This is a genomic window from Variovorax sp. SRS16, assembly GCF_901827165.1.
Taxonomy (GTDB): domain Bacteria; phylum Pseudomonadota; class Gammaproteobacteria; order Burkholderiales; family Burkholderiaceae_C; genus Variovorax.
Genome location: NZ_LR594667.1, coordinates 523,622 through 545,205 on the forward strand (window position 1 = coordinate 523,622; position 21,584 = coordinate 545,205).

Annotated in this window: 23 protein-coding genes; 13 read left to right on the forward strand and 10 right to left on the reverse strand. The window is 63.3% G+C overall.

The features are described from left to right. Window positions 1-174 precede the first annotated feature (174 nt). From E5P2_RS30625 to E5P2_RS30635, 3 genes are all read left to right on the forward strand, one after another. On the forward strand, window positions 175-378 hold the full coding sequence (locus tag E5P2_RS30625; protein ID WP_162570948.1) for a hypothetical protein: 204 nt from the start codon (window positions 175-177) through the stop codon (window positions 376-378). After that, window positions 375-818, forward strand: a complete 444-nt coding sequence (locus tag E5P2_RS30630; protein ID WP_162570949.1) for a hypothetical protein — start codon at window positions 375-377, stop codon at window positions 816-818. The genes E5P2_RS30625 and E5P2_RS30630 overlap by 4 nt, the downstream gene beginning before the upstream one ends. A gap of 70 nt (window positions 819-888) precedes the next feature. After that, a complete protein-coding gene (locus tag E5P2_RS30635; protein WP_197893621.1) occupies window positions 889-1,317 on the forward strand; it encodes an A1S_2505 family phage non-structural protein in 429 nt (142 codons plus the stop codon). Window positions 1,318-1,404: 87 nt separating this feature from the next. On the opposite strand, the gene E5P2_RS30640 is transcribed toward E5P2_RS30635, so the two are convergent. Next, window positions 1,405-1,680 carry a hypothetical protein gene (locus E5P2_RS30640; RefSeq protein WP_162570950.1) on the reverse strand — a complete coding sequence of 92 codons (276 nt, stop codon included), beginning with the start codon at window positions 1,678-1,680 and terminating at the stop codon, window positions 1,405-1,407. Between the two features lie 180 nt (window positions 1,681-1,860). Between E5P2_RS30640 and E5P2_RS30645 the strand changes: the two genes are divergently transcribed. The 7 genes from E5P2_RS30645 to E5P2_RS30675 all read left to right on the forward strand — a co-directional run bounded on the left by E5P2_RS30645 (window position 1,861) and on the right by E5P2_RS30675 (window position 8,165). Then, window positions 1,861-2,466, forward strand: a complete 606-nt coding sequence (locus tag E5P2_RS30645) for an OB-fold-containig protein (RefSeq protein ID WP_269475014.1) — start codon at window positions 1,861-1,863, stop codon at window positions 2,464-2,466. Between the two features lie 47 nt (window positions 2,467-2,513). After that, window positions 2,514-4,256: a flotillin family protein gene (locus E5P2_RS30650; protein ID WP_162570952.1), complete on the forward strand. Its 1,743-nt coding sequence runs from the start codon at window positions 2,514-2,516 to the stop codon at window positions 4,254-4,256. Window positions 4,257-4,420: 164 nt separating this feature from the next. Beyond that, window positions 4,421-4,690, forward strand: a complete 270-nt coding sequence (locus E5P2_RS30655) for a hypothetical protein (protein WP_162570953.1) — start codon at window positions 4,421-4,423, stop codon at window positions 4,688-4,690. Between the two features lie 76 nt (window positions 4,691-4,766). Beyond that, window positions 4,767-5,564, forward strand: a complete 798-nt coding sequence (locus tag E5P2_RS30660) for a hypothetical protein (RefSeq protein WP_162570954.1) — start codon at window positions 4,767-4,769, stop codon at window positions 5,562-5,564. 305 nt (window positions 5,565-5,869) lie between these two features. Continuing rightward, window positions 5,870-6,268, forward strand: coding sequence for a hypothetical protein (locus E5P2_RS30665; RefSeq protein WP_162570955.1), 399 nt, complete (start codon window positions 5,870-5,872; stop codon window positions 6,266-6,268). Between the two features lie 121 nt (window positions 6,269-6,389). Continuing rightward, window positions 6,390-7,559 carry a hypothetical protein gene (locus E5P2_RS30670; protein WP_162570956.1) on the forward strand — a complete coding sequence of 390 codons (1,170 nt, stop codon included), beginning with the start codon at window positions 6,390-6,392 and terminating at the stop codon, window positions 7,557-7,559. A gap of 75 nt (window positions 7,560-7,634) precedes the next feature. Next, window positions 7,635-8,165: an HD domain-containing protein gene (locus E5P2_RS30675; RefSeq protein ID WP_162570957.1), complete on the forward strand. Its 531-nt coding sequence runs from the start codon at window positions 7,635-7,637 to the stop codon at window positions 8,163-8,165. A 42-nt stretch (window positions 8,166-8,207) separates the two neighbouring features. Here the strand turns inward: E5P2_RS30675 and E5P2_RS30680 are convergent, their stop codons facing one another. From E5P2_RS30680 to E5P2_RS30705, 6 genes are all read right to left on the reverse strand, one after another. After that, complete coding sequence (locus E5P2_RS30680) at window positions 8,208-8,762, reverse strand: Csu type fimbrial protein (RefSeq protein WP_332105974.1); 555 nt, start codon at window positions 8,760-8,762, stop codon at window positions 8,208-8,210. Further along, the gene (locus tag E5P2_RS30685) at window positions 8,653-10,869 is read right to left on the reverse strand and encodes a fimbria/pilus outer membrane usher protein (protein WP_162570959.1); all 2,217 of its coding nucleotides are present in this window, start codon (window positions 10,867-10,869) and stop codon (window positions 8,653-8,655) included. Before E5P2_RS30685 ends, E5P2_RS30680 begins: the two co-directional genes overlap by 110 nt. A 21-nt stretch (window positions 10,870-10,890) precedes the next feature. Further along, a complete protein-coding gene (locus E5P2_RS30690; protein WP_162570960.1) occupies window positions 10,891-11,598 on the reverse strand; it encodes a fimbrial biogenesis chaperone in 708 nt (235 codons plus the stop codon). 163 nt (window positions 11,599-11,761) lie between these two features. After that, complete coding sequence (locus tag E5P2_RS30695; protein WP_162570961.1) at window positions 11,762-12,217, reverse strand: Csu type fimbrial protein; 456 nt, start codon at window positions 12,215-12,217, stop codon at window positions 11,762-11,764. A 212-nt stretch (window positions 12,218-12,429) separates the two neighbouring features. Beyond that, on the reverse strand, window positions 12,430-12,873 hold the full coding sequence (locus tag E5P2_RS30700; protein ID WP_162570962.1) for a hypothetical protein: 444 nt from the start codon (window positions 12,871-12,873) through the stop codon (window positions 12,430-12,432). A gap of 93 nt (window positions 12,874-12,966) precedes the next feature. Then, window positions 12,967-14,820 carry an AAA family ATPase gene (locus tag E5P2_RS30705; protein ID WP_162570963.1) on the reverse strand — a complete coding sequence of 618 codons (1,854 nt, stop codon included), beginning with the start codon at window positions 14,818-14,820 and terminating at the stop codon, window positions 12,967-12,969. A gap of 265 nt (window positions 14,821-15,085) precedes the next feature. On the opposite strand from E5P2_RS30705, the gene E5P2_RS30710 reads away from it, so the two are divergent. Next, entirely contained in the window at window positions 15,086-15,994 is a 909-nt protein-coding gene (locus E5P2_RS30710) for a hypothetical protein (protein ID WP_162570964.1), read from the forward strand. Window positions 15,995-16,096: 102 nt separating this feature from the next. Here E5P2_RS30710 and E5P2_RS30715 read toward each other — a convergent pair whose 3' ends face one another. Further along, window positions 16,097-17,113 (reverse strand): AI-2E family transporter, encoded by a 1,017-nt coding sequence (locus tag E5P2_RS30715; RefSeq protein WP_162570965.1) that lies wholly within the window; start codon window positions 17,111-17,113, stop codon window positions 16,097-16,099. A 239-nt stretch (window positions 17,114-17,352) separates the two neighbouring features. Between E5P2_RS30715 and trpS the strand changes: the two genes are divergently transcribed. Both trpS and E5P2_RS30725 read left to right on the forward strand, forming a co-directional pair. Beyond that, a complete protein-coding gene (gene trpS, locus E5P2_RS30720) occupies window positions 17,353-18,384 on the forward strand; it encodes a tryptophan--tRNA ligase (protein WP_162570966.1) in 1,032 nt (343 codons plus the stop codon). A 143-nt stretch (window positions 18,385-18,527) separates the two neighbouring features. After that, window positions 18,528-19,244 (forward strand): ATP-binding cassette domain-containing protein, encoded by a 717-nt coding sequence (locus tag E5P2_RS30725; protein ID WP_162570967.1) that lies wholly within the window; start codon window positions 18,528-18,530, stop codon window positions 19,242-19,244. A 121-nt stretch (window positions 19,245-19,365) separates the two neighbouring features. On the opposite strand, the gene E5P2_RS30730 is transcribed toward E5P2_RS30725, so the two are convergent. Together E5P2_RS30730 and E5P2_RS30735 are read right to left on the reverse strand one after the other, a co-directional pair. Beyond that, a complete protein-coding gene (locus E5P2_RS30730; RefSeq protein WP_162570968.1) occupies window positions 19,366-19,656 on the reverse strand; it encodes a hypothetical protein in 291 nt (96 codons plus the stop codon). Window positions 19,657-19,750: 94 nt separating this feature from the next. Continuing rightward, window positions 19,751-21,373 (reverse strand): hypothetical protein, encoded by a 1,623-nt coding sequence (locus tag E5P2_RS30735; protein ID WP_162570969.1) that lies wholly within the window; start codon window positions 21,371-21,373, stop codon window positions 19,751-19,753. Window positions 21,374-21,584: the final 211 nt, after the last annotated feature.

Below are 21,584 nucleotides of genomic sequence, written 5' to 3' on the forward strand. Positions count from 1 at the left end.
CAGGCAGTGTCAGTTGGCCGCGCCGCGGCGGGGCCGCAAACGTTCGCGCACTGCCGCAGGAGTCCTCCACACTAGCGTTCATGCGTTATAGACGCAGTGCTTTACTTGTCATTTTAGGTACGTTACGCTATAATGCGTGCACTCCAACGAACAAGACATCAAGGTCCTCCCCACATGCTCCGCTCTGGTGACTCAATCCGCCTGACTTCCAATGAACGTGAAGTTTTTGCCTCCATCACCGGCGGCGAGGGCCTTCCGGCTCCCACGACCGTGGCCGAGCACAACAAGGCGCTCCAGGATGCATCGGAGTACCACGCCCAGCGCGATACCGCGGAGGACAAGTTGCTGGCAGCGCTGGCCCTGGACCTGTTGGCATGAGCGGCAAGCCTGTTGGGGCGAAGTGGAGTGGCAGCAAGCTCACCGTCATTACCGAGCGAACTTCCGCGTGGCGCCCCATGGCGAAGGCCCCGAAGGACGGAACCGTCATCCTCGTGTGCGAGACCCCCAATGGGGAGGCGTGGAACGTCATGCCCGCGGCGTTCATGAATCTGTACGGCGGCGGCCGGCTCGCATGGTGGGGCGTTTCGCCCACGTCGCGGTTGCCGACCCATCTGATGACGCCAGAACGGATGGAATCTGCCGACGAGCATTCGCCCTTGGCCGTCGACTGGCGCCCCATCGCGCTCACCCCGATTTGCTGGCAGCCAATGCCTGAGCTGGAAGACGTCTCGACGCTCCGCCGGCGCTTCAGCGCTATCGCTGCTCACAAGTACAAGGACCTGGTGCGGGCGGCGGGAGCGGTGCCGAGCGCGACCTAGTTGCCTTCGAGGACCCAGACCCCGCCCAGCCGAGGCGCTTTCGATTTAGCCCCATGAACTCCAGGTCGCAGTGACAACCATCTACGTCTTTGGCAGCAACAGGGCGGGTCGACACGGAAAGGGCGATGCTCTGACGGCTCGCCTGCGCCATGGCGCCATCTACGGCCAAGGGGAGGGCCTCCAGGGCCGCAGCTACGGCATACCGACCAAGGATGGGTTCCTAAGGCCCCTTTCCTTGCCAGACGTCGCACAAGGCGTTGCGCGCTTCCTCGCTTTCGCACATGCTCACCCGGAGTTGACTTTCGACGTGCAGGGCGTTGGCTGCGGCCTGGCCGGGTTCCTGACTGCTCAGATAGCACCACTGTTCAGTGACGCGCCGCCCAACTGCTACCTTGAGCCGCGGTTTGTGGCGCACCTGCGGGACCTTGGCGTCGAAAAGAAGGCAGGCCCGCCACCCTCCGCCCAGGTTGACGCTGGCCAGGCCACGTTGGACTTCTGAGGCGCGGTAGGCCGTCGAACTCCCCGAGACGAAAAAAGGCTCTCCACAGGGGAGAGCCTTCGGAATTAAAAATTCCAGAACTGCGAATTACGTCGTCAGCAGTGCCGTCACGATGATGAGGCGAGCCTTGGCGTTGAGCGACCGGGAGTCCAGCATCCGATGGATGTGCTCACGCTGGCCAGCAGAGAGCAGCTCGTCGACGATGTAGTCGAAGTCTGCGAGACCGTTCGCCAAGTCGGGTGACTGGGCGAGACGGTTCGCAAGAAGACCGGGATTCTTCTTGGCGACTTCGAGCACGGTGCCTTTGGCTGACTTATGTGCCGCTTGTTCCAGCGCAAGCGCGGTTTTGACATTGGCCTTCACGAAAATTCCTGTAGTTAACCTGAACCGTATAGACACAAGGCTTTAGGTACTTCCAGGGGCGTAAGGATAGGCAGACCGCTTAAACCGTACCCGTATGAAACGCTTCCCTACACAGGGCACAGGACAACCTGTTGCGCGCTTCGGCAGCGCACCCGTCAGTAATCATTTTTTTGAGGCACTATGGATTTCTTTCTGCTACCTCAAGTCGCACCGTTCACAGCTGCCCTTGCGGCAGTGGCAGTCATAGGGATGTTCGAGCTCCTCAGCTTGGTGGTCCTGGGCGTCGCCGCCATCACCCATGTTCTCGACAACCTGCTGGACCTGGATACGCCGGACTTCGCCGGTCTGGACTGGGTCCTCATCAAGGGTGTCCCCCTGATGGTGACCCTCATCACGGCTCTGGGCGGCTTCGGCTGCGCCGGTTTGGCCGTTCAGACGATGCTAGGAACCCCCGGCGAGCCAGTGGCTCTGCTGCCGGCAGCAAGCATCGGCATCGTCGGGGCCCTCGCCAGTGTTCGCGGTATCGGCGCATTCTTCAAACGCTATCAAATCGCCCACCACAGCACCGCTGTGTCCCTGGAATCACTGGTCGGCCGCGAGGCCGTGCTGCAAAGCCAGCTCGCACGCATCGGCTTCCTCGGCGAAGCACTCGTTCGGGACGAGCACGGCAACGTGCACTACGTCTTCGTTCAACCTGAGGAAGGCACCCCCGACCTCGTGCACGGCGCCCGCCTCGAGCTCCTGGCCTTCGATGGCTCGAACTTCCGCGCACGCGCCGTGAAGTAGCCCCTTCTCAAGAACCCGTTTCCCAATCCAACCAAAGGAACCTATCCATGAGCTTTCTCTCATCCCTCGCCGGCATCGGCATCCCCCTCCTCGCCGTCCTCATCGTCATCGTCGTCATCGGCTTTGTACTGTCGAAGCTCTACGTCAAGGTGGACGCCGAACGCACGTTCGTGCGCACTGGCATGGGTGGCCGCAAGGTCGTCCTCAGCGGTGGCGCCCTGGTGCTGCCCATCTTCCACTCCATCACGTGGGTGAACCTGAAGACGCTGCGCCTCGAGGTCACCAAGAAGGACGACCACTCGCTCGTGACCGGAGACCGTCTCCGCGTGGACGTGGGGGTTGACTTTTTCGTGCGCGTTGGCAACAACGCTGAAAGCATCGGCCTGGCTGCGCAAACGCTCGGCGATTTGACGACCAAGCCGGAACTGCTTGCAAGGCAGGTCGAAGCCAAGTTCGTGGACGCTCTGCGTGCCGTGGCCGCAAAGATGGCTCTCAACGAGTTGCATCAGCAGCGCCACGAGTTCTCGCAGGCCGTGCAGAACGCCGTCGCCCCCGACCTGGCAAAGAACGGCCTGGAAATGGAGTCGGTGTCGCTGACCTCGCTGAATCAGACGGACAAGCGCTACTTCAACGTGGACAACGTCCTCGATGCGGAGGGCCTGGCCAAACTGACGGCTGTGACCGAAGCGAACAAGAAGACCATCAACGACGTGGAACAGACGAACCAGGTGGCCATCGAACAGCGAAACCTCGAAGCCGCCCGTCAACGTGCCGAAATCAAGCGCGACACGGCTGAAGTGACCCTGCAGAACGACCTCCAAGTCGCCACGATGACGGCCAACCGCGAAGCGGAAATCGCCGCCACCCAGGCAGACGGTCGTCGTCGTTCGCAGCAGGCGAGCATCGACGCAGAGCGTGAAATCGAACTGGCACGCGTCGCCTCGGCGCAGACGGTGAAGACGGCGGAAACCGCCTCGGAAACTGCCGTTCGCCTCGCCCAGCAAGAGCAGGCCATCACGGTGTCGAACAAGACGACGCAGGAAGCGCAGGCCGAGTCGGAAGCGAACAAGGCGCGTGCGCTGGCTGTCGCTGCCGAGGAACAGGTCCGCACGGCCCAGGCAACGGAAATCGCGAATCGTACGAAGGCCGTGGCCGTCATCGCCGCGCAGCAGCGCGCCGAGGAAGACTCCATCGGCATCGTGGTCGCAGCAGAAGCCGAGCAGACGGCGGCCAACCACCGCGCCATGGCACTGCGCACCGAAGCAGAAGGCCATCGTGACGCCCAAGTGGCACGCGCTGCCGGTATCCTGGCAGAAGGCGAAGCAACGGCCGAAGCGCTGGAAAAGCACAACGCTGCCCAGAACACGCTGTCGCCGGATGTCATCGCTCAGCAGGTCAAGCTGGCGCTCATCGCAGCGCTGCCGGAAATCATCGCCAAGTCGGTTGCTCCCCTGGAGAAAATCGATTCCATCCGCATCGCCAACATCGGCGGTCTGGGCGGCAATTCGAGCAACGACGGAAATGGTGGCAACGGCAACACGGCCGGCAACGGCGGCGGCTTGGTCGACCAGGTGGTGCGCGGCGCGCTGACGTACCAGTCGCAGAAGCCGGTCGTGGACTCGCTGCTGGCACAAGTGGGCTTCGGCACCGGCGCCACCCTCGACAACCTGCTGGCCAGCGGCCTGGCAGTCGGTCAACTGGCAGTTCCGGAGGTGGCCGTTTCCACCGCACCGGATGTCGCCGTCCCTTCGGCAACGCCCGCCGCGAACGATGGGCTGCAAGCAGCCTAATCGCTGAACTTTGTCCCGGTTAGCCCCGGGGCCGCGTTTCAGCTGATTCCTAGCCGCGCACTTTCGAGTGCGCGGCTTTTCTTCGCCTGACCGCCGGCAACCCGCGCGGCAGTAAAGTTGGGCCTGTACCCCCACGCAGACCTCAACCTCGAAAAGGTCACATCATGGAAGACAACGCGGAACTTCGGCACCTTCTCGCAAGGGCCAGGGATGCAGCGCGCGGCGGCCATGCAGCCTGGACCGTTCAGTCCACAGGCGAGAAGGTGGCCGTGGCATTGGTCCTTAATCGAGCCGACTGGCTGGCCGAGTTCGACTACACGCTAGCGGAAGCCATCAAGCGAACCGGGCCGGAATGGCTGCAGCTGATTCCAACTGTCGAGCGCCTCCTGGAAGACGAGGGCGTCTTGCCGGTGTCCCCTCAGTCGCCCAGCTGAGGCGCTCGGCCTCCCGCCTGCCGTTCTAAATGCCTCCGTTGTTCGTTCAGGTCTTCGGTCCGTCACTACACATCTCGTGTGGCCTGACGGCCGTAAATTTCAACGAAAGGACATCATGGGTAGAAGAGAGTGGGAAAAGGGTGAGGTCGTCATCCCGTCGGCCGCCTGGGCTGGCTTCAAGAAAGACCTGCGCGAGGCGTACAACAAGGCCATCGCCGCGGACTTCGAACTCGCCAAGCGAGTGCACGAGCGTGTGAAAGCCGCCCAGAAGGGCAAGCGCAATGTGGACTGGGAAAAGGCGGTCTGGGCTGAAATCCACGCCACCGACGAAAAGCGCTCTGCGGGCTATGGCTACTTCGGGGGCGGGGGCACCTACCAGGCCGAACGCTATGAGTTCAAGGTCGTCTCGGAATGGAACGTCAAGACCGCGCTCCTCGTGAATGATGAAGCTACCGGCAAGGTGAAGCTCGCCACGCCAAAGGCGAAGAGCTTTGCGCCGGTGAAGTCGGACGCACGCCAGTTCTATGCTGGCAACGAGGCATCCATCACGCTGGTGGACGAAAGCCGCACCGCGAAGTGGAACGTGTACGAAAACAAGAACGCGTGCGAGGAAGCGCGCCAGTCGTACATGGGCCGGGCCTTCCTCGGGCTGCTGGCGAAGGTCAAATGGACGCGCGGCTCTGGCGGCTCCTTCCATGGCAACGACGAATACCACGAGGACGCCGGCCGGGAACATGCGGGGGGCGGCGGCAGCTACATCAAGGACACCTTTGGTCCCCTCGGAGATGACGACTACGAGCGGACCAACGGCATCCGCCGCGCCAAGGCGCCTGCCTTTGCGGGCAGCCGGACGGTCGGGAAGTTCTATCGTTAATTCTTCAGCAGCGCCCTCCAGGCGCTGCTTTTTCGTCAACGCGACCGCCATGACTACTTTCGGGTGCGAACGCCCGCCGGCGTGTTTTGAAAAGCCGCCGAAGTGCCGAATTCTTCGCTTCTGCGGGGGGCCTTGTTCAGGGGAAAATCCTCCTACAGTCCTTAGGGGTTGTTCAAGGGGTTATCAAGGTTCGGCTCGCCTCGCGGCGGGCCTCTTTTTCCCCCACGATGGTCACTGCGCCTGCGGGGTAGTGCCACGTGCATTTCTTTCCTTAGCCAGGCCATGGCCTGGCCGCTTCTTCGCTGATGTCTCCCATTGCCACCATCACCGCTGCTGACGACGGCGGCGCGCACCTCCAACGTTCCATTTCCGACCTGCTCAAGATTGTTCGCGACCAGCTCAAGCTCGAGGTCCTCTTTGTCGCCGAGTCCGTGGGCGGCAACCGCGTGCTCCGCCAGGTCTGCGCCGTCGTTCACGGCGTTGGTGTGCACATTAGAGTTCCTGTCCAACTCCCAGACGGGCGGCTGTACGGCACGCTTTGCGGCTTCAACGTCGCCCCGTCGGCCCATCTCGACGAGAGGCACGTGAGACGACTGGAAATGGCGGCGGCAGCCGCCGCGCGGCTCCTGGCCCGGGCCGAGGGAAGCGACCTGTACGCGCTCGACGAACACGACGTCGTGACGATGCCCGGCGTACTCCTCTAAGGGATTGAGGCGCGCTTCAGGGCTCTCCGGATAATGTTTTCCGTAAGTCCGGGCTAAACGGGCTTTCTACACGATGGACACAGGAAACCCCTGTTCATTTCATCCATCAGCAGGAAGCCCCATGCCCAATCCCCAGAACGACAGCCTCCACCTTTTCGCTCACCAGGTGAGCGCTCAACTCTTCGCGCGCTGCCGCGTGAACGTGTCAATCGCCGATGTTCTGGACATGGTGGAGAGCGCCGTCTACGCCAGCGAGGGCAGCGGCCGCCCCGCGCAGCCCCAGCAAGCCCCGAACCCCGCGCAAGCTCCGGCCCACCTGGCGACAACCAGCGCTGCGGAGACGCTGGTGCGCAACGCCCTGCAAGGCGGCCAGACCTACATCCTTGAGCAGTCCGAGGGCACCGCCCGTCTCGCGCTGCTGGACCCAACCATCCGTAGCGGAATACGCCAGCTCAACATCTCTGCCCCCGGTGACGTCGCAAAGGCGCTGCGTGACCTGCTTGGCGTCGAGCTGGAGCAGGACAACCAGGTTTCGCGCGTGGTGGCCCTCTCCGACGGCACCGAGGTCTTCCTCACCGTTCGTCGCTTCGACGCGTCCCAGCAGGACCGTGACGCTGACGGCTACGAAATCTCGGCGCTGCCGGCAAAGAAGCCCGCACTGTCCATCTACGACCTCGGCATTACCCAGGTCGACCGGTGGATGGACGCCGCCGAGCAGTCGGACGGGCTGTGCCTGGTTCACGGTACCGGCATCCGCACGACCCTGCGCGCCACCGCAGACGAACTCGCCGAGCAAGGACGAGAGGTCATCTGGGTCGACAAGGCCGACGACGGTGCAGCGCTCGCCCGCATGGACGCCGACGTCTACGTGTTCTCTCGTCCGTTGCGGGATGCCAAGCATCTGCAGATGGTGGTCGAGCTCGCCGAGCAAGGCTACATCGTGCTCGCGTCGCTTCGCGCAGGCAGCGCCAAAGAAATCGTCAACCAGTTCTACCGCGCCGGCGTGCCGGCGGAGCGCCTTGGCGACATTCTCAATGCGACGCTGCTACAGGTGCTGGTTGACCAAGCCGCGGAAGACGACGGCTCGCCGTTTTCCCGCGAGGACCTCGCCCCCACGGTGCTGTCGGAGTTCATCGGCTACGACGATGCCCGTGACCTCGAGGCTCTGATGAGCGGAGACCTGCATGTGCGCTTTATCGCCATCGACGCAGCCGAGAAGCTGCGCGCGGACGAAATCACCGAGGAAGCCGCGCGCTCTGTTGCCGGCGACCTCCTCGACGTCTACCTTTGAGCCCAGAAAGAGGGCCGACAGCCCTCTTTGACCCTCGTGGCCTATACCTCACAAGTAAACTCTGAGGTATAGGCCATGACTACTTCTGCTTTCAACCATCTACGCTTCGATGCCCCTGTTCCCGAGGAGGCAGTCGTCGCGGCCAGGGCCTTCGCCATCAAGGCACACGGCGACCAGGTGTACGGCGACAAGTCTTACGTGGAAGGCCACCTGGACCGCGTTGAGGCCCTGGTGCGCTTCTACAAGCTGCCCAACTTCTTTCGCGTCGGCGCATACCTGCACGACACACTGGAAGACACCGCGGTGACCCAGGAAGAGCTTGCGCAGTCGTTCGGCGTGGACATTGGCGACATGGTCGACTGCGTCTCTGGCTTTGGGGAAACCCGACGCGAGCGCAACGAAGACATCGTCGGGAAGCTGCAGCACAATCCGCAATACGTGCCGCTGAAGCTGCTGGACCGCTTGGCCAACGTCGAGGCGTGCGTCGAGGAAGGCAAACTCGAGTTCCTCCCGATGTATCGCAAGGAAATGCCGATGTATTACGGCCTGTTCAGCGCCGCGTATCCCGAGGCCTACGCGCGACTGTGCCGGGCACTCAACTGGTGATTCTGCCCAAAAGCCCCGCTCCCGCGGGGCTTTTTCTTGTGCTCAGGGTTCGATGTAGACGGTCACGCCGTCATGGTATTGGCCGCCCGACACGTCCTGGCCAGGCGCAATGCTGGCGAAGACGGGAATGTCGCGCCCCAGGAGCAGCAGCGAAAGGACGACCGGCACCGACTGGCGCGACGCGACCGTGCCCCACACGCGCGAGTAGCTGCTGTCGGAGTAGATGTTGTAGCTCAGCGTGTCGGCCTTGCTGGTGTGCTTCATCTTGCGAGTCGCGATGCTCCCGGATGTCTCTGATGGTCCGAAGCTGACGTTCACCAGTGCTCCCGCCAGGCACCGGACGTTGAGCGACGATGAGGTTTTCAGGGGCTGCGCGCTTGTCGCCTCGTAGCTGCCAAACTGCAGTGGGCGGGTGCTGACTGAGCAGCCCATCTCCAGCCCAAGCAGAGCGTGCGCCGGCCAAGAGACCAGGCAAAGCAGTGCCAGGCTAAGGGCTCGTACAAGGGACATCCCCAATCTCCAGAAAAGCTGTTTTTCGTTCCGGGATGCGCACGGATACTTGGCAGGGCCGGCCGTCCACCACAAGACCGCCTTCATAAAGGCCCGGCGGTCCTTCATCTGTGTAAAAGGTGCCGTCCTTGCTCGTGACCAGCCGGAGCGTGTCCGAAGGGCTGGCAAGCGAAACCCGATGGCTGCCCAAGGCCACGCCGTCGGCGGACACCAGCCTTCCGGAGAGGGCTTGAGCAAGGTGCACCTTGAAATCCAGCAGGACGCCAGCCTTGTCCGGCAAAGAGACGTTCCTCTGCAGGGACTCGACTGCATAGTCCAGGGGAATGTTCTGTTCGTCCAGGGTGAGGCCATGCTGGGCCCAACTCGTAAGGTATGGCACCAGGAGACGACCATCATCTCCGGTGCGACCCATGTACTGGTTGTCCATCATGACCTTGACACCAGGCAACTTCGCGTCGACCACCGCGAACGCACCGTCGATGGGCCGCGTTATGCGCAATCCGTCCCCCCGAGTCCAGGCCACCGTGCTCGCCACCGAAACCCCCGCTTGCCCGGTTCGTTCCGAGGCATCGGCAGAGAAGGAAGTGCTGAACCGCTCGTGGAGGTACTGGCCACTGGCACGCACGTCCTGTTGGTCACCGACCCGCTGGGTGGCAAGGCGGTACCCGAGACCGCGCTGTCGCGAGCCGACGCTTGAGTAGTCGGCGCCAGAGACCACCTGCCCGCGGGAGGCCGAGACGTAGGCACCGGACGATTGGTTCAGACCCAGGTCGTAGCTCAGGGAGACGGCCACGCCTGGTGACACGTCCGGTCCGTGCCCGGTGGTCCCTCGCAGCGTGACATTCAGGGCGCCCCACCGCTTTGAAACGCTGAAAGACAGGCTTTGGCTCCCCTTGCCGTCCATCCGTTCGACCTTGGCCCCGGTGAGCGCGAACACCACGCCAGCGGCAGCCGTGGCCTGGTAGGTGGCGCTGTAGCGCGCGGCGCCCCGCACCCCTGGGTCGGTGACAGCTTCGCCGTAGAAGCCCCGCGAGTAGCGCTCGGCTTGGAATTGCACACTGCCGTGCTTGGATTGACGGACGAAGGCGGCGACCAAGCCCTGGCCGTGCGCGACACCGCTCGCCTGTGTCAGCTGCGCGGATAAGCTGCCGAACTGGCCGAGGACCGCCGTGACCTGGCCGCCGGTGTAATGCGCTCCGCCTGCTGTCCCCTGGGCGAACCCGCCAAGCGTCAGCGCTGGACTGAGCCCGCGGGCATACCGCAGGTTGTAGCCCCACGAAGGCCCCGCACCGACGCCACCCGAGGTTTCGCCGGCCGACACCGCATAATCAGAAACGCCCTCCGCGAGCCCCTCGCTTGGCAGGTAGCGCTGGTCCGTGAAGCGGGACAGCACGTTTCCTGCGCGGTCACGCAGCACGACCTCCGTCGCATGGAGCCCTGCGCCGACGTTGAGGTCGGACATCGACAAAGGTCCGGGTTTGACCGCGACGCTGCGCACCCGGATTCCGTCCACGTAGACATCGGCCATCGCGGGCACGGCCGCCTCGGCCGTAAAGGCAAGGCCTGGCACCCGCTGGAAGTACGGCTTCATCTCGAAGGCGCGCCCGAACCAAACGCCGCGCATGGCTCGTCCGGCATAGCCGTCATTGGGTACATCGCCGATGCTCAAGCGCTGCATCTGGCTTGGGAAGTCCCGACTGAACCGCAGCAGGCTGGAGCGCCAAGTGTTGTCCTCGGAGTACAGGTTGGCCTGCATCAGCCATGCTTGATGGCGAAACGAGTTCTCCGAATAGAACAAGGGGCTTCCCGGCTTGACCGTGTCCGTCGCGACGCGAAAGTTGCCGATGAAGCTCGTCTCAGCCGGGGTGAGCCCGTACGGGCTGACGCTCGCAAGCGAAATCTCCTGGGTGCCTAGACGCGCCGTGTCAGCAGTGAGCCGAACTTCCAGGGCGCTTTCGTCGATGACCGCCTCGACGCCCTCGAGCCCGGTCAGAGGAAGCACGACTTGGCCATCTACGGTGCTTTCGGGGCCGACGGTCTTGATGCCAAGCTTGGCGAGCTCCGAGCGCGCGACGAAGTATTCCCCCTTGTCGAAGACAAAGTTGAAGTTGCCGCGCGGCGAGTCGTTCAGCACGACATCGAGCAGTGCGACCTCGGCGCGCACCCCCGCATGGAGCAGCACGAGTGCCGCCACCGTCAGCCCCCTGCGCACACATCAGTCCGCGCAGAGCGGACCCTGTAGAGCCGTCGGCAGGTTGCCTTCCTCGGTCTCTGCCACCAGCGCCAGGCTTGCGGCACTGCAGGCTGGGCCGGCTGTCTTGAATTCGACCTTGCGGGCGGCACCCGGCAGCAGATACCAAGGATTCAGTTCGCCGAAGGACACCTGGTCCGCTGCCAGGCTCGTCAGGCGGACGTGCGCGTTGCCATTGTTGACAACCCAACCCTGGCCTTGCCCGTCCTTGAATGATTCCGGCTTGAAGCTCAGGGCCAGAGTTTCGGTCGCGGGCCTGTGCCACACTGCGACGCCAAACTTGACCGCCACCGAAAGTCGCGAAGCCCCGACGCGGCCAGCGGCAGAGGGAATTTCCTCCAGGAACAGGCGATACGCTGTCTCCGCGGTGCCTGCGGGCCGCTTGATGCGCGCCCGAACGACACGCTTCGCGCCTGGAGCGACCTCCACCTCCATCGGGAAGAACGCCACGTCGTCGGTGGGCTCGTAGCTGTCCACACCTTCGGCGCTTTGCTTCCATCGCACAGCGCTCACCTTCAGGCGCAGCGGTTCGGCGTCGTCGTTCGTCACCGACACCGAGCCGGCTGGGGCCTTGTCGGTCAGGTCCATGCGTAGCGGCGCAACGGTGAACTGGCCGGCGAATGCACTGGAGGCAGCAATGGCCAACAGGAGGGGAGCAAGTAGTTTCTTCATGGAAAAGCGGTCCTTTGGAAGAGGCCCCAAAAAGCGGCCTTACTTGGATAGGGAGCCGGCTTTATGCGCGCGACGACTGAAAGTGGCCCCGTGCCGCGAAATGACTAAGGGAGGCCGAGGCCTCCTTTTGGGTGGGAATGCAGCAGCGTGCCGCGCGGGGTGTTTACGGGGTGACGGTCAGCTGGACTGTGTCCTGGTACTCGCCGACGGTCGCGTCGATGTAGTCCGAGCCGCGCAGCAGGGCGTTCATCGAGAACGTCAGCGGCGTGCTGCGGCCGGTGCCGATGCCCGAGGCGTTCACGGGGCTCAGCTCGTACTTGATGTAGTCGCCGGTGGCGCTCTTCATGCGACGAGCCGTGGTGGCGGAGTCGAAGTTCGCGCCGTTGCCGACGTTCAGCGTGTAGTTGGCACCCTTCGTGCACCAGAAGCTCACGTCCGTCTTGGCGTTAACGTCGCCGCCGGCGCCCGGGTCTAGCGTGCCGAAGTTGACGTCAGGGGCCGCCAGGAACTTGCAGGTGCCCTGCACGTTCGCCAGGACTTGAACGTTGGCGTTGTCGGCCGCGAAGGCGGACGAACCGAGGAGGGTGGCGGCCAGGACGGCGAGGACTTGTTTGCGCATTGCAGTGGTGTGAAGTAGTTTAGGATGAGTTCCCGGGCGGCGGGCTCACTGAGCGGGGCCACGTCGCCGACGGTATAAAAGGTGTAGGCTAAAACTTTTATACATTTATATCGTTATGTGCTTTTGGATTGCATGGCGTGACCGAAGTCACAAGCCACCTATGCCCACCGCACACCAAGCAGAAAGCCACCTCCAGGGAGGTGGCTTAAGAATTACGTTGCGAGCGAGAACATCACAGCGCCGCGCTGCGCGAGCAGGCGCTCGAACTTGCGACTTCCCCTGCAGGCAAGGATGTGCCATACGACGCCGGCGGCGATGCACAAGCCGGCAGAGCCGAACGCGTCCGGAAGGTCGGACAGGAAACCGACTGCAATGCCGCCGGCAGCGACGAGACACCACGACCAACCGGCCACCTGGGCGGTCGCTGTCCGTACGATGGAAGTTTTGAGTGCACTACGGCCTAGCGCCGGGAAGGTGTAGCCGTGGAACATGCCGATGACGCCGGCGACTGCGACCATTTGGCTCTCGAGCGTCATGACGTCATATGGCGTCGCTTCGACGGGGGTGCCGAGCCAGTGGTAGACGGCAAGTACAACCATTGCGGCGGCAGCATGTGCCGCAAAGGAGACGATTGCAAGGAAGAGACGAACGAGCATGATGAGTTCCTTTTGGAGTTGACCTTCCTCGTGTAGCCAACTCGCCGGCGGGCTATATCGCAGAGCCCGCCGTTGCTCGGTCGACCTGCCCGACTATCGGGTCGCCCTGACCTGGCGGACCAGTTCAAGGACCCGGGTACCGTCAACGGTCTCGTCCCGCAGCAGTTCATCCGTCAGCGCATCCAAGGCGCCCCTGTACACACGAAGCAGCGCTTTTCCGGTCTCGCTGAGCGATTTCAGCAGGATGTCGGCCTGCCGCACCGCGGCGGTCACGTGTTGAGCCGCATGCTGAGCGGGGAGGGCCCCAAGGCTGAAGAGGGAGCCGTCGGCGCCGAACCCGTACCGACCAACCATGTCCAGCGCCAGCTTTGATGCCTCCTGCAGGTCATGGGACGCCCCGCTCGAGGCCTCCGCGAAGACCTCGAGCTCGGCATTCCGGCCGCCAAGCAGCATGACGATGTGGTTCTCCATGTCGCTGCGCAGCATGAGCGTCTTGTCTTCATCCTGCGTCACCAGGGTGACGCCGAGCGCCCCACCCCGCGGGAGGATGGTCACCTTCTCCACGTTCCCGTAACTCAGCACGGCTGCCGTAATGGCGTGTCCAGCCTCGTGGACGGCAATGTATGCCCGCTCCTCGTCACTCAAGGCGCGTTCGGCGCCGTTGAGCTCACCAATGCGCGTGGTCTCCACGGATTCCACAAAGTGGTGCATCTCTACGCCGCTGCTGGCGTGTCGGCCGGCAACAATCGCCGCGTGATTGACGATGTGGGCAATTGTCGCCGGGGACAAGCCTGTCGTCAGGCGGGCGAGCTGGTCCCAATCCATGGGGCCGTGCAGCTTCAGCTTCTTGCCGTACAGCTTGAAGATTTCAGCGCGGTCACGAACGTCCGGGTGCCTGACGGTCACGCGGCGGTCAAAGCGGCCTTCGCGTAGGAGTGCCTCGTCCAGGTTTTCCGCCAGGTTGGTGGCGCCGACCACAATGACGCCTTCGTTGGACGCAAAGCCGTCCATCTCGACCAGCACCTGGTTGATGATGCGGTTCGATTCGGACTCCACCGGGCCGGACCCGCTGCTCGTGCGCTTGGCGATGCCGTCGATTTCGTCGATGAAGAGGATGCAGGGGGCGTTCTTGCGAGCAAGCTCGAAGACACCTTTCACCTTCTGCACGCCTACGCCATAGAACTTCGAAGTGAACTCGCCGCCGTTGATGGCGATGAAGCTCGCCCCGCATTCGCCGGCTAGGGCCTTGGCCAGCAGCGTTTTGCCCACGCCAGGCCCGCCTAGCGCCAGCACGCCGCAGGGTGGGCGCCCGCCAAGGGCCGAGAACCGTTTGGGGTCCTTGAGGTAGGCGACCACGTCCTTGAGCGCGTTCTTGGCCTCCATGGCACCAATCACGTCATCGAATCGAATTCCCGTGGGCTGCTCGACAAGGGTTGCATTCCCGCCAAGCTCCTTGCGCACCAGGAAGACAAGGCCCCCGATGAGGAGCAACGGCAGCAGCAGACCGGCCACGTCGCGCGCGGTCCCGAGCCATGCACCCTCCACGTCGGGCGAGCCTACCTTGGAGTTGGGCAGCACGACCAGCTGGAACGGCTTTTTCTCGGGGTTTTTTGCCTCGCCGACCGCCAGAGCCGCGAACGAGCCCCGACCGTCGACCACGAAGTACTTTTCCCCGGAGGTCGTGGCGACCAGGATACCGCTTCCGGCGATACCCACCGCGGAGACCTTGTCTGCGCGGAGGTCGCTCAGAAGCTCCGAGCCGTCCTTCTCGACCTTGGACCATTCCTCGGGGGCTGCCCGCATCTGCTGCGCTACGCCGGTGAGCTCGGGGGCCTTCGGTTCATCCTTCTTGAGGAAATAGGCCGAGGTGGCGGCTACCGCGGCAAGGGCAAGGCCGAGAGCGACATTGCGAAGGAGAGAGCGGACTGGTTTCGAAAGTGGCTTCATGGAGCAGGGGCCTGGGTGAGGCCAACCTGTAGCCAGCGCGTTTATGCCGCAGGGCAATATGCGCTTTAGACCGGCCCTGCCGGCCTCGGCCGCGCCGAACCAAGGAATTTCGTTGCGCGAACGCACTGGATACTTCAGTATTCGGCTCGGCAGGAGTGCGTGCGCCCGCCAACTGGACGGCAGGAGTGGTTTCGACCAGCCAGCGGCGCGCTGTCCAGCCTTAGCACGCAACGACTACTGCGACAGACAAGGATGGAGGTGGCGTATGGCAACTGGCCCCAGAACAGGCCTTGACGAGTTCATGGACGACGTAAAGCGCGTCCGGAAAATGGCCTTTGTGGCCGCGGGCGGGCTGCTGGCTATTCCCCTGGGGGTTGGTCTCGCGGGCTTCAGCCCGCCCTGGCCGCCTGGACCAGGTCTCACCGTCATGACCTCGCTCGTGGAACTTGTGGTCCTCGTCGTGGTGTTCCAGTTACTCCATAGGGCGGAACGCTCCACGGCGAACAAAGTCGTTGTGGCGTCGGCGGTGCTGGTCTTTCTCTTCAGCATCCTCCACCTCGTGCTCAATGCCGCCTTCGTCTACCCGATACCGAACAACGACAACCGGGTCGTCATGGGCTGTGGCCTCACTGACAATGCCAGGCTGATTCTCAAGGGCGACGGGCAGACCCCAACGGACGAGTGTCCAGGCGAGTTCACTCAACTGCTGTCTGCCTCACAGTACGAACCCGAGAAAATATGGACGCGGTTCTCCCTCACAGGCATAAAGGCCGCGCTGGTACTTACCTGGCTGGGCGCCTTTGCCTCGCTTGCATCAATGGTCGGGGTATTTGTATCGTTTCAGCGGAGGCAGCCGGCACAGCCCGAAGGGCCGCCCGCTCCTACAGAACCGCCCGAGACCGGGGACACCGCTAAGCCCAAGGTACCAAGACCGGCGAAAAGGAAAGCGCCGAGGGCAGCCAAGCCCGAAACGGTTGCGCCGCAGGCTTCCGGGACGTCAAACAAGCCCGAGAGCACGGCGCGACCCGTACCGGACAAGCCCAACCCCGCCACCGCCGCAGCGATGGCGGAAGCTCGGGAGTCAGGCCGCGAGCGCTTCGAGACACCTGAAGGTCTTTTTGATGCGCTCGAAAGCGGGCCCGGCCCCAAAGAAAATGCACGCAAGCCTTCCTAGAAGCTCTTCGTTCACCAAGCAGTTCCACAAGGATTGGACCAGCCTGACCCTCTCTGGATGGCACGACATGAGCCGGCCGAAGGAGGCGACGTTGACCGGCGCCTAAGGCTTGGCTGCCGCGCGCAGGTAGTGAAACAGCACTGTCATCAAGAAGGGCCCCACGAATAGGCCGATGATGCCCATCGTCGACACCCCGCCAAGCAGCCCAAAAAGTACTGCCAGGAAGGGGAGCTCCACCGACGCGCCGATGATGCGTGGGCGAACGAACTTGTCGACAAGGAACAGCTCCACAGTCCCCCAAAGCGCGAGTCCGAGCGCCGCGGCGGTGCTGCCTTTTGCAAGCAAGACGAGGCTCACCGTGATGAAGGAGAGCGGAGCGCCCCCTGGAATCAGGGCAAGATAGCCGGTCAGGACGGCCAAGAGGACCGGCATCGGAGCGCCGGCGATGGCGTAGGCGATGCCCAGCACCACGCCCTCGAGGAGGGCAACGGAGCCTAGGCCCAGCGCGGTTCCGCGCAGGGACAGGGGAAGCAGGCGACGTACGACCGCATATTCGGCAGGCAGCAGCTTGGCTCCAGCGGCGTCGAGATGCTTCACGATGACCGAGGCGTTCAGCTGGAAGACCACGAAGGTCAGCAGGCTCAGCAGGATGTAAAACGCATTGGCTGCAAGGCCGGCGCCTATCCCGCCCAGCTTGCCGGTGGCGTTGAGCACCGAGGTGCCGGACACCTGGCTGACCATCTCGAGCAGAGCGCCAGGCGCAGACAGATGCGCACCCCACCAGGCGGCCGCCTGCCCGCCAAAGAGGGGAAGACGCTGCAGCCAGTCCGGAGAAGGCAGCCCCGTGGCATTCAATTGATGGACGTACCGCGAGGCGGCCGCGACTTCAGGGCTCAGCGCATCGATGACCGCGAGCGCTGGCAACCCGAAACCCAGCAACAGGCCCATGCCGACTGTGGCCACTGCACCACCATTCGAAAAGCCACGCCGTTCGAGCTTTTGGACGAGGGGCCAGGTTGCGATGGCGAGCACGCCGCCCCAGGCGAGCGACGGGAGAAAGTGCTGAAGCTGGTACAGCAAAGCGACCAGAAGGGCGGTGGACAGGCAAAAGCGTTTCATGATGGCTCCGAGAGTGGCCACCCCTGTAGCCAGCGCGCTTTAGCTTTCGGCTCGGGCATCTAAAACGCTTTGCTATAATGCTTATCATGAATCGCAAGTCCCTCATCGCTTTTTCCTGGTGGCACGGCTAACCCCGGCGGCCACATCCTTGCGTTTTCTTCTCTGTGATGCCGCCAGCTTTGGCGGCATTTCTGTCTCGACCTTTGCTGGCGGCGTCCGACCACTTTCGGAGCTTTCCAATGCAAACGTCTTCTTCTGTTCCTTCTCTCCCGTCCCGGACAGTCGTCCTCACAGGTGACCGGCCCACAGGCCCACTCCACCTGGGTCACTACGTCGGTTCCCTGCGTGCACGCGTCGAGCTGCAGCACACGGCAGACCAGTTCATCCTGCTGGCAGATATGCAGGCGCTGACGGACAACTTCGCCGACCCCCAAAAGGTCACGCGCAACGTGCTCGAGGTGGCGCTCGACTACCTGGCTGTCGGCATCGACCCGGCGAGGTCGACCATCTTCATCCAATCCCAAGTGCCCGAGCTGGCGGAGCTCAACATGCTGCTGCTCAACCTCGTTACGGTTTCTCGCCTCGAGCGTAATCCGACCATCCGTCGGGAAATCAACCTGCGAGGCTTTGAGCGCGACATTCCGGCGGGCTTTCTGACGTACCCTGTCAGCCAAGCAGCAGACATTACCGCCTTTAAAGCGACCGTGGTCCCCGTGGGAGACGACCAGCTGCCGATGATTGAGCAGACCAACGAGTTGGTGCACCGCATGAACGCCATTGCCGGCAAGGAGGTGCTGCTCGAGTGCAGGGCCATGCTTTCGAGCGTGAGCCGACTGCCCGGCATCGACGGCAAGGCCAAGATGAGCAAGTCGCTTGGCAACAGCATCGCGATTGGCGCCAGCCCGGCGGAAATCAGCGCCGCCGTCAAGAAGATGTTTACCGACCCAAACCACCTGCGCGTCGAGGACCCAGGTCAGGTCGAGGGAAACGTGGTGTTCTCGTTTCTCGACGCCTTTGAGCCCGACCAAGCCGCCCTGGTCGAGCTCAAGGCGCACTACCGGCGCGGCGGCCTTGGAGACGGTGTTCTCAAGAAGCGCCTGGACGCGCTTCTGCAGGATGCGCTCGCACCCATTCGCGCGCGCCGAGAAGCTCTGGCGACAGACCGCGGCGCTGTACTTGAGGTTCTGCGTCAGGGTACGGAGGCTGCCCGCGCGAGGGCAGCGCTGACGCTGGGGGAGGTGAAGCGCGCGCTGGGCTTGTCGTACTTCTGAACGCCCGCGGCCTTATATACGATTGGAAGGCTGGACAGCGCCGGGCTTAAAAGCTAAAATGCATCTTCACACACCAGCGCCTCTATAACACAACGCTGCCCCAGCGCGGCACGCCCTCCGAAAACAAGAAAGATTTTAAATCCATGGCCCGAGTTGCGCGCAAGCAAGCTGCCCCCAAGACCTGCCCGCCGCTGGCTGAACTCCTGCAAGAGGTGTCCGAGTCGGTCTACTTCAACGGCGAAAGCCCGCTCCGCCTGAACACCGATGCGGTCCGCGCAGACTGCCCGCTGCACCTGGTCATCGGAGACAACGGCGCCGGCAAGAGCTTCCTTGTCCAGGTCCTGAGCGCCTACGCGCGGTCCGACGACTGCACGCCCCTCCAGATTTCGATGGCTTACCGCACGCGAGCAGGTATCGAGCGGGCCTTCATGTACGGCTCGGACGAGGACCATAGCACCGGCCTCAACAGCATCGGCGTCGTCAGGCGCGCTATCAGCTCCATGCAAGGCTGGGGCTCGAAGGCGCACATCGCCCTTTTCGACGAGCCAGACACGGGCCTATCGGACCGCTATGCCCATCCGTTGGGAGCGCTCATCGCCCAGTTTGCGACCGCGCCGGCGGATGGCACAAAGGGCGTTCTCATCATCACGCACAGCCGAGCTTTGGTGCGAGGCGCCCTGGGCGTCCTCGAGCAAGGTGGGCACGAGCCATCAGTCGCATTCGTAGGAAGCCGCTACTCGTCGCTTGACCAGTTCCTGGGAGAGACGGCGCCGGCCACCGTCGAGGAGATGCTCGAGGTCGAAGGTAGTGCACATACGACCTGGCGGTGCATCTCCAAAATGCTCGAGCCCCGGAAATAGCGGGCAGGCTGAGCACAAGCGGGATTGGCATGTTCAGGGTCGAGGGCGTGGACGCCTAAGACGTGGTGGGCCAACAAAGAAACCTTCGCGGGGCATGTGCTCCGCGAAGGCTTTTGCTCAATCAGGTCTTCGAGTCTGCCTCCGGCGGCGTGGGCTCGAACGAGCCGTCTCGCCAATCTCGCACCAGCCCCTGCATCTGGTCACCCATTGCGTTGAATCGTTCGACAAGGTCGATGGTCAGGCACAGCGCCTGCATCAGGTCATGGTACGACATGTCCGAAACCCGAAGCGCGGGTGCGCCTGGCGCGCAAAACTGGTACTCGGTCGGGTCGAGCCTCGTCTCCAGGTAATCGGGGCGCAGCTCCGCCGGAACTGCTTTTGCGGGCAGGGCATCGATGATTTTTGTAGGCATACAGGTCTTTCGCGTTGTGGTCCTGCTGCGGTGTAGCGAGCGAGGCCGCCCGGTTGGGCGGCTTGAGCGACAGGGCAGGGCTCGCGTGCCCGAGCTAGAGCTGGGCCGGAGCAATCCGAACGAGCAAGGTCAGCCCATCCCGGTATGGAAAGTCCTGATGCTCGAAGATGTCCTTGCCTGTCCGCAAGATGAAGCTGCGAGCAAAAGTAGCGGAAACCGCCATTCCCAGCTTACCGAGGACTTGCACGAACTCGTCTACCTCAGCCGCGTAGGCTTGATGCGGCGCATCTTGCCAGTCCCCTCCAATTCTCGTCGTGCCGTTGGCGATGCTCTTGCCCATCTCCCAGACGTTCGCAAAGTTTTCGATGGCGTTCTCGATAGCACGGGCGACGTCAGGTGTGGCGCCAGCAGGCCGGCCGAACTTGATGCTGTCGGCAGCGCAGTAGTAGGCCCGCAACGCTTCACCCGACGCGACCCTGATGAACTCTGACGGCGCCGGCGTAACGAAAAGCCGGCTGGGGTCCTCCAGCTTGAGGAACTTCGCCAATCTTGGCAGCAGCGGGCTCGGGAGCAGGCCCGTCAGCGCCGGAACATCTTCATCGATTGAGGCGGCGAACTGCGGCCACCCGAGGCCTCGCTGCGCAAAGGCTTGCTCGACGAATCGAAGGTCGACGGAAGCAAGCGATGCACTCGGAGTGCGCAGCCCCAGGAGCCGCTTCCCGCCACGGGTAGGCGGGGCCTCCTTGAAAATCCTACGCGCGCGCTGGTAACGGCGAAACAAGCTCGCGGCCTGTTCGACACCTAGGGGACGGCGCGACCCGCCGACTCCAACCATACCCTTGCGGACCTCGTACACGTGCCATGTCAGTGCCTCAGCGCCGCACAGCCACGTCTGGCCATCGAACACCACGTCCCCGTGAAGCGGCTGGCCGTATCGCGCATCCGAGCGACGCGAGTGCTCAATCTCCAGCCAGCAGCCCAACTCGTCCCCCCGGGCGAACTCCGCGCCACCGCGCAGCACAACCAGCTCAGCGTTGCCGATGTCGTCGAAGGAGAGCAGGCTATCGTCCGCTCGCGAAATGCGTAGGTAGGCTGAAAGTGCGGCGAAGCCGTCGAGGATGGCGTCGTTTTCGACAAACCTCCGAAGTCCCTCCAGGGCCGTAGCGGCACCGTCCAGCCAGTGGGCGACTCCCTCGGCCGCCACCACCTCCAGCAGCACCGTCTCGCCTGCACGTTCGTGCCCCCGTGGCTCGAGCGCAGACAGGACCAGAGTGCCATCCACCAGGCCGACCCAGTAGACCTTTGTCGGGTCCGCCTCTGCCCAGCGAGTGATGCAGGCTTGCATCAGCAGCTTGACTGAAGCCCAGTCCTCGTACAGCTCGCCGTCGGCGGCACCAAGCTGGCGGCAGAGAAGCCGGGGTGCCACGGCATTGTGAATAGGCAGCAGGTGCCAGCTCGGCTTGCCGAGGACACGGGCAATCGCCTGCTGTGCGTGGGTCAGCTTGAGCTTGATGTTCCTGGCCGCAAACTTCTGCTGCAACCAACGAGCCAACTCCTTCGCGTCGACATCGGTCGGGGGAGGAAGCCCTTCGAGCAGTTCCGCGGCAAGCGCTGGCGTGAACCAAGGCTTTTCGCGACGAACGAATTCCCAAAGCGCGAGTGCACGGGGGTCGGTGGACGGGAGCGCGGGATTAAACGCGCGCGATTGAACGCTCATGGTCAACTCCATCGAAGAGCTCGTCGAATGAGCGGCGCGCGTTACCCAGGCTCTTCAATAGAAAACCAGGCAATGGTGTGGAAAACGAATTCTGACGCTGCTTTTTGCCGTGCCGGACACGGTCCGGTGCGCGCACTGACGGGGCAACTATCCCGAGGTCCCAACGAACCGTAAGGGAATGATACCGAGCCCCGTGCTGCCTCGTCAAGGA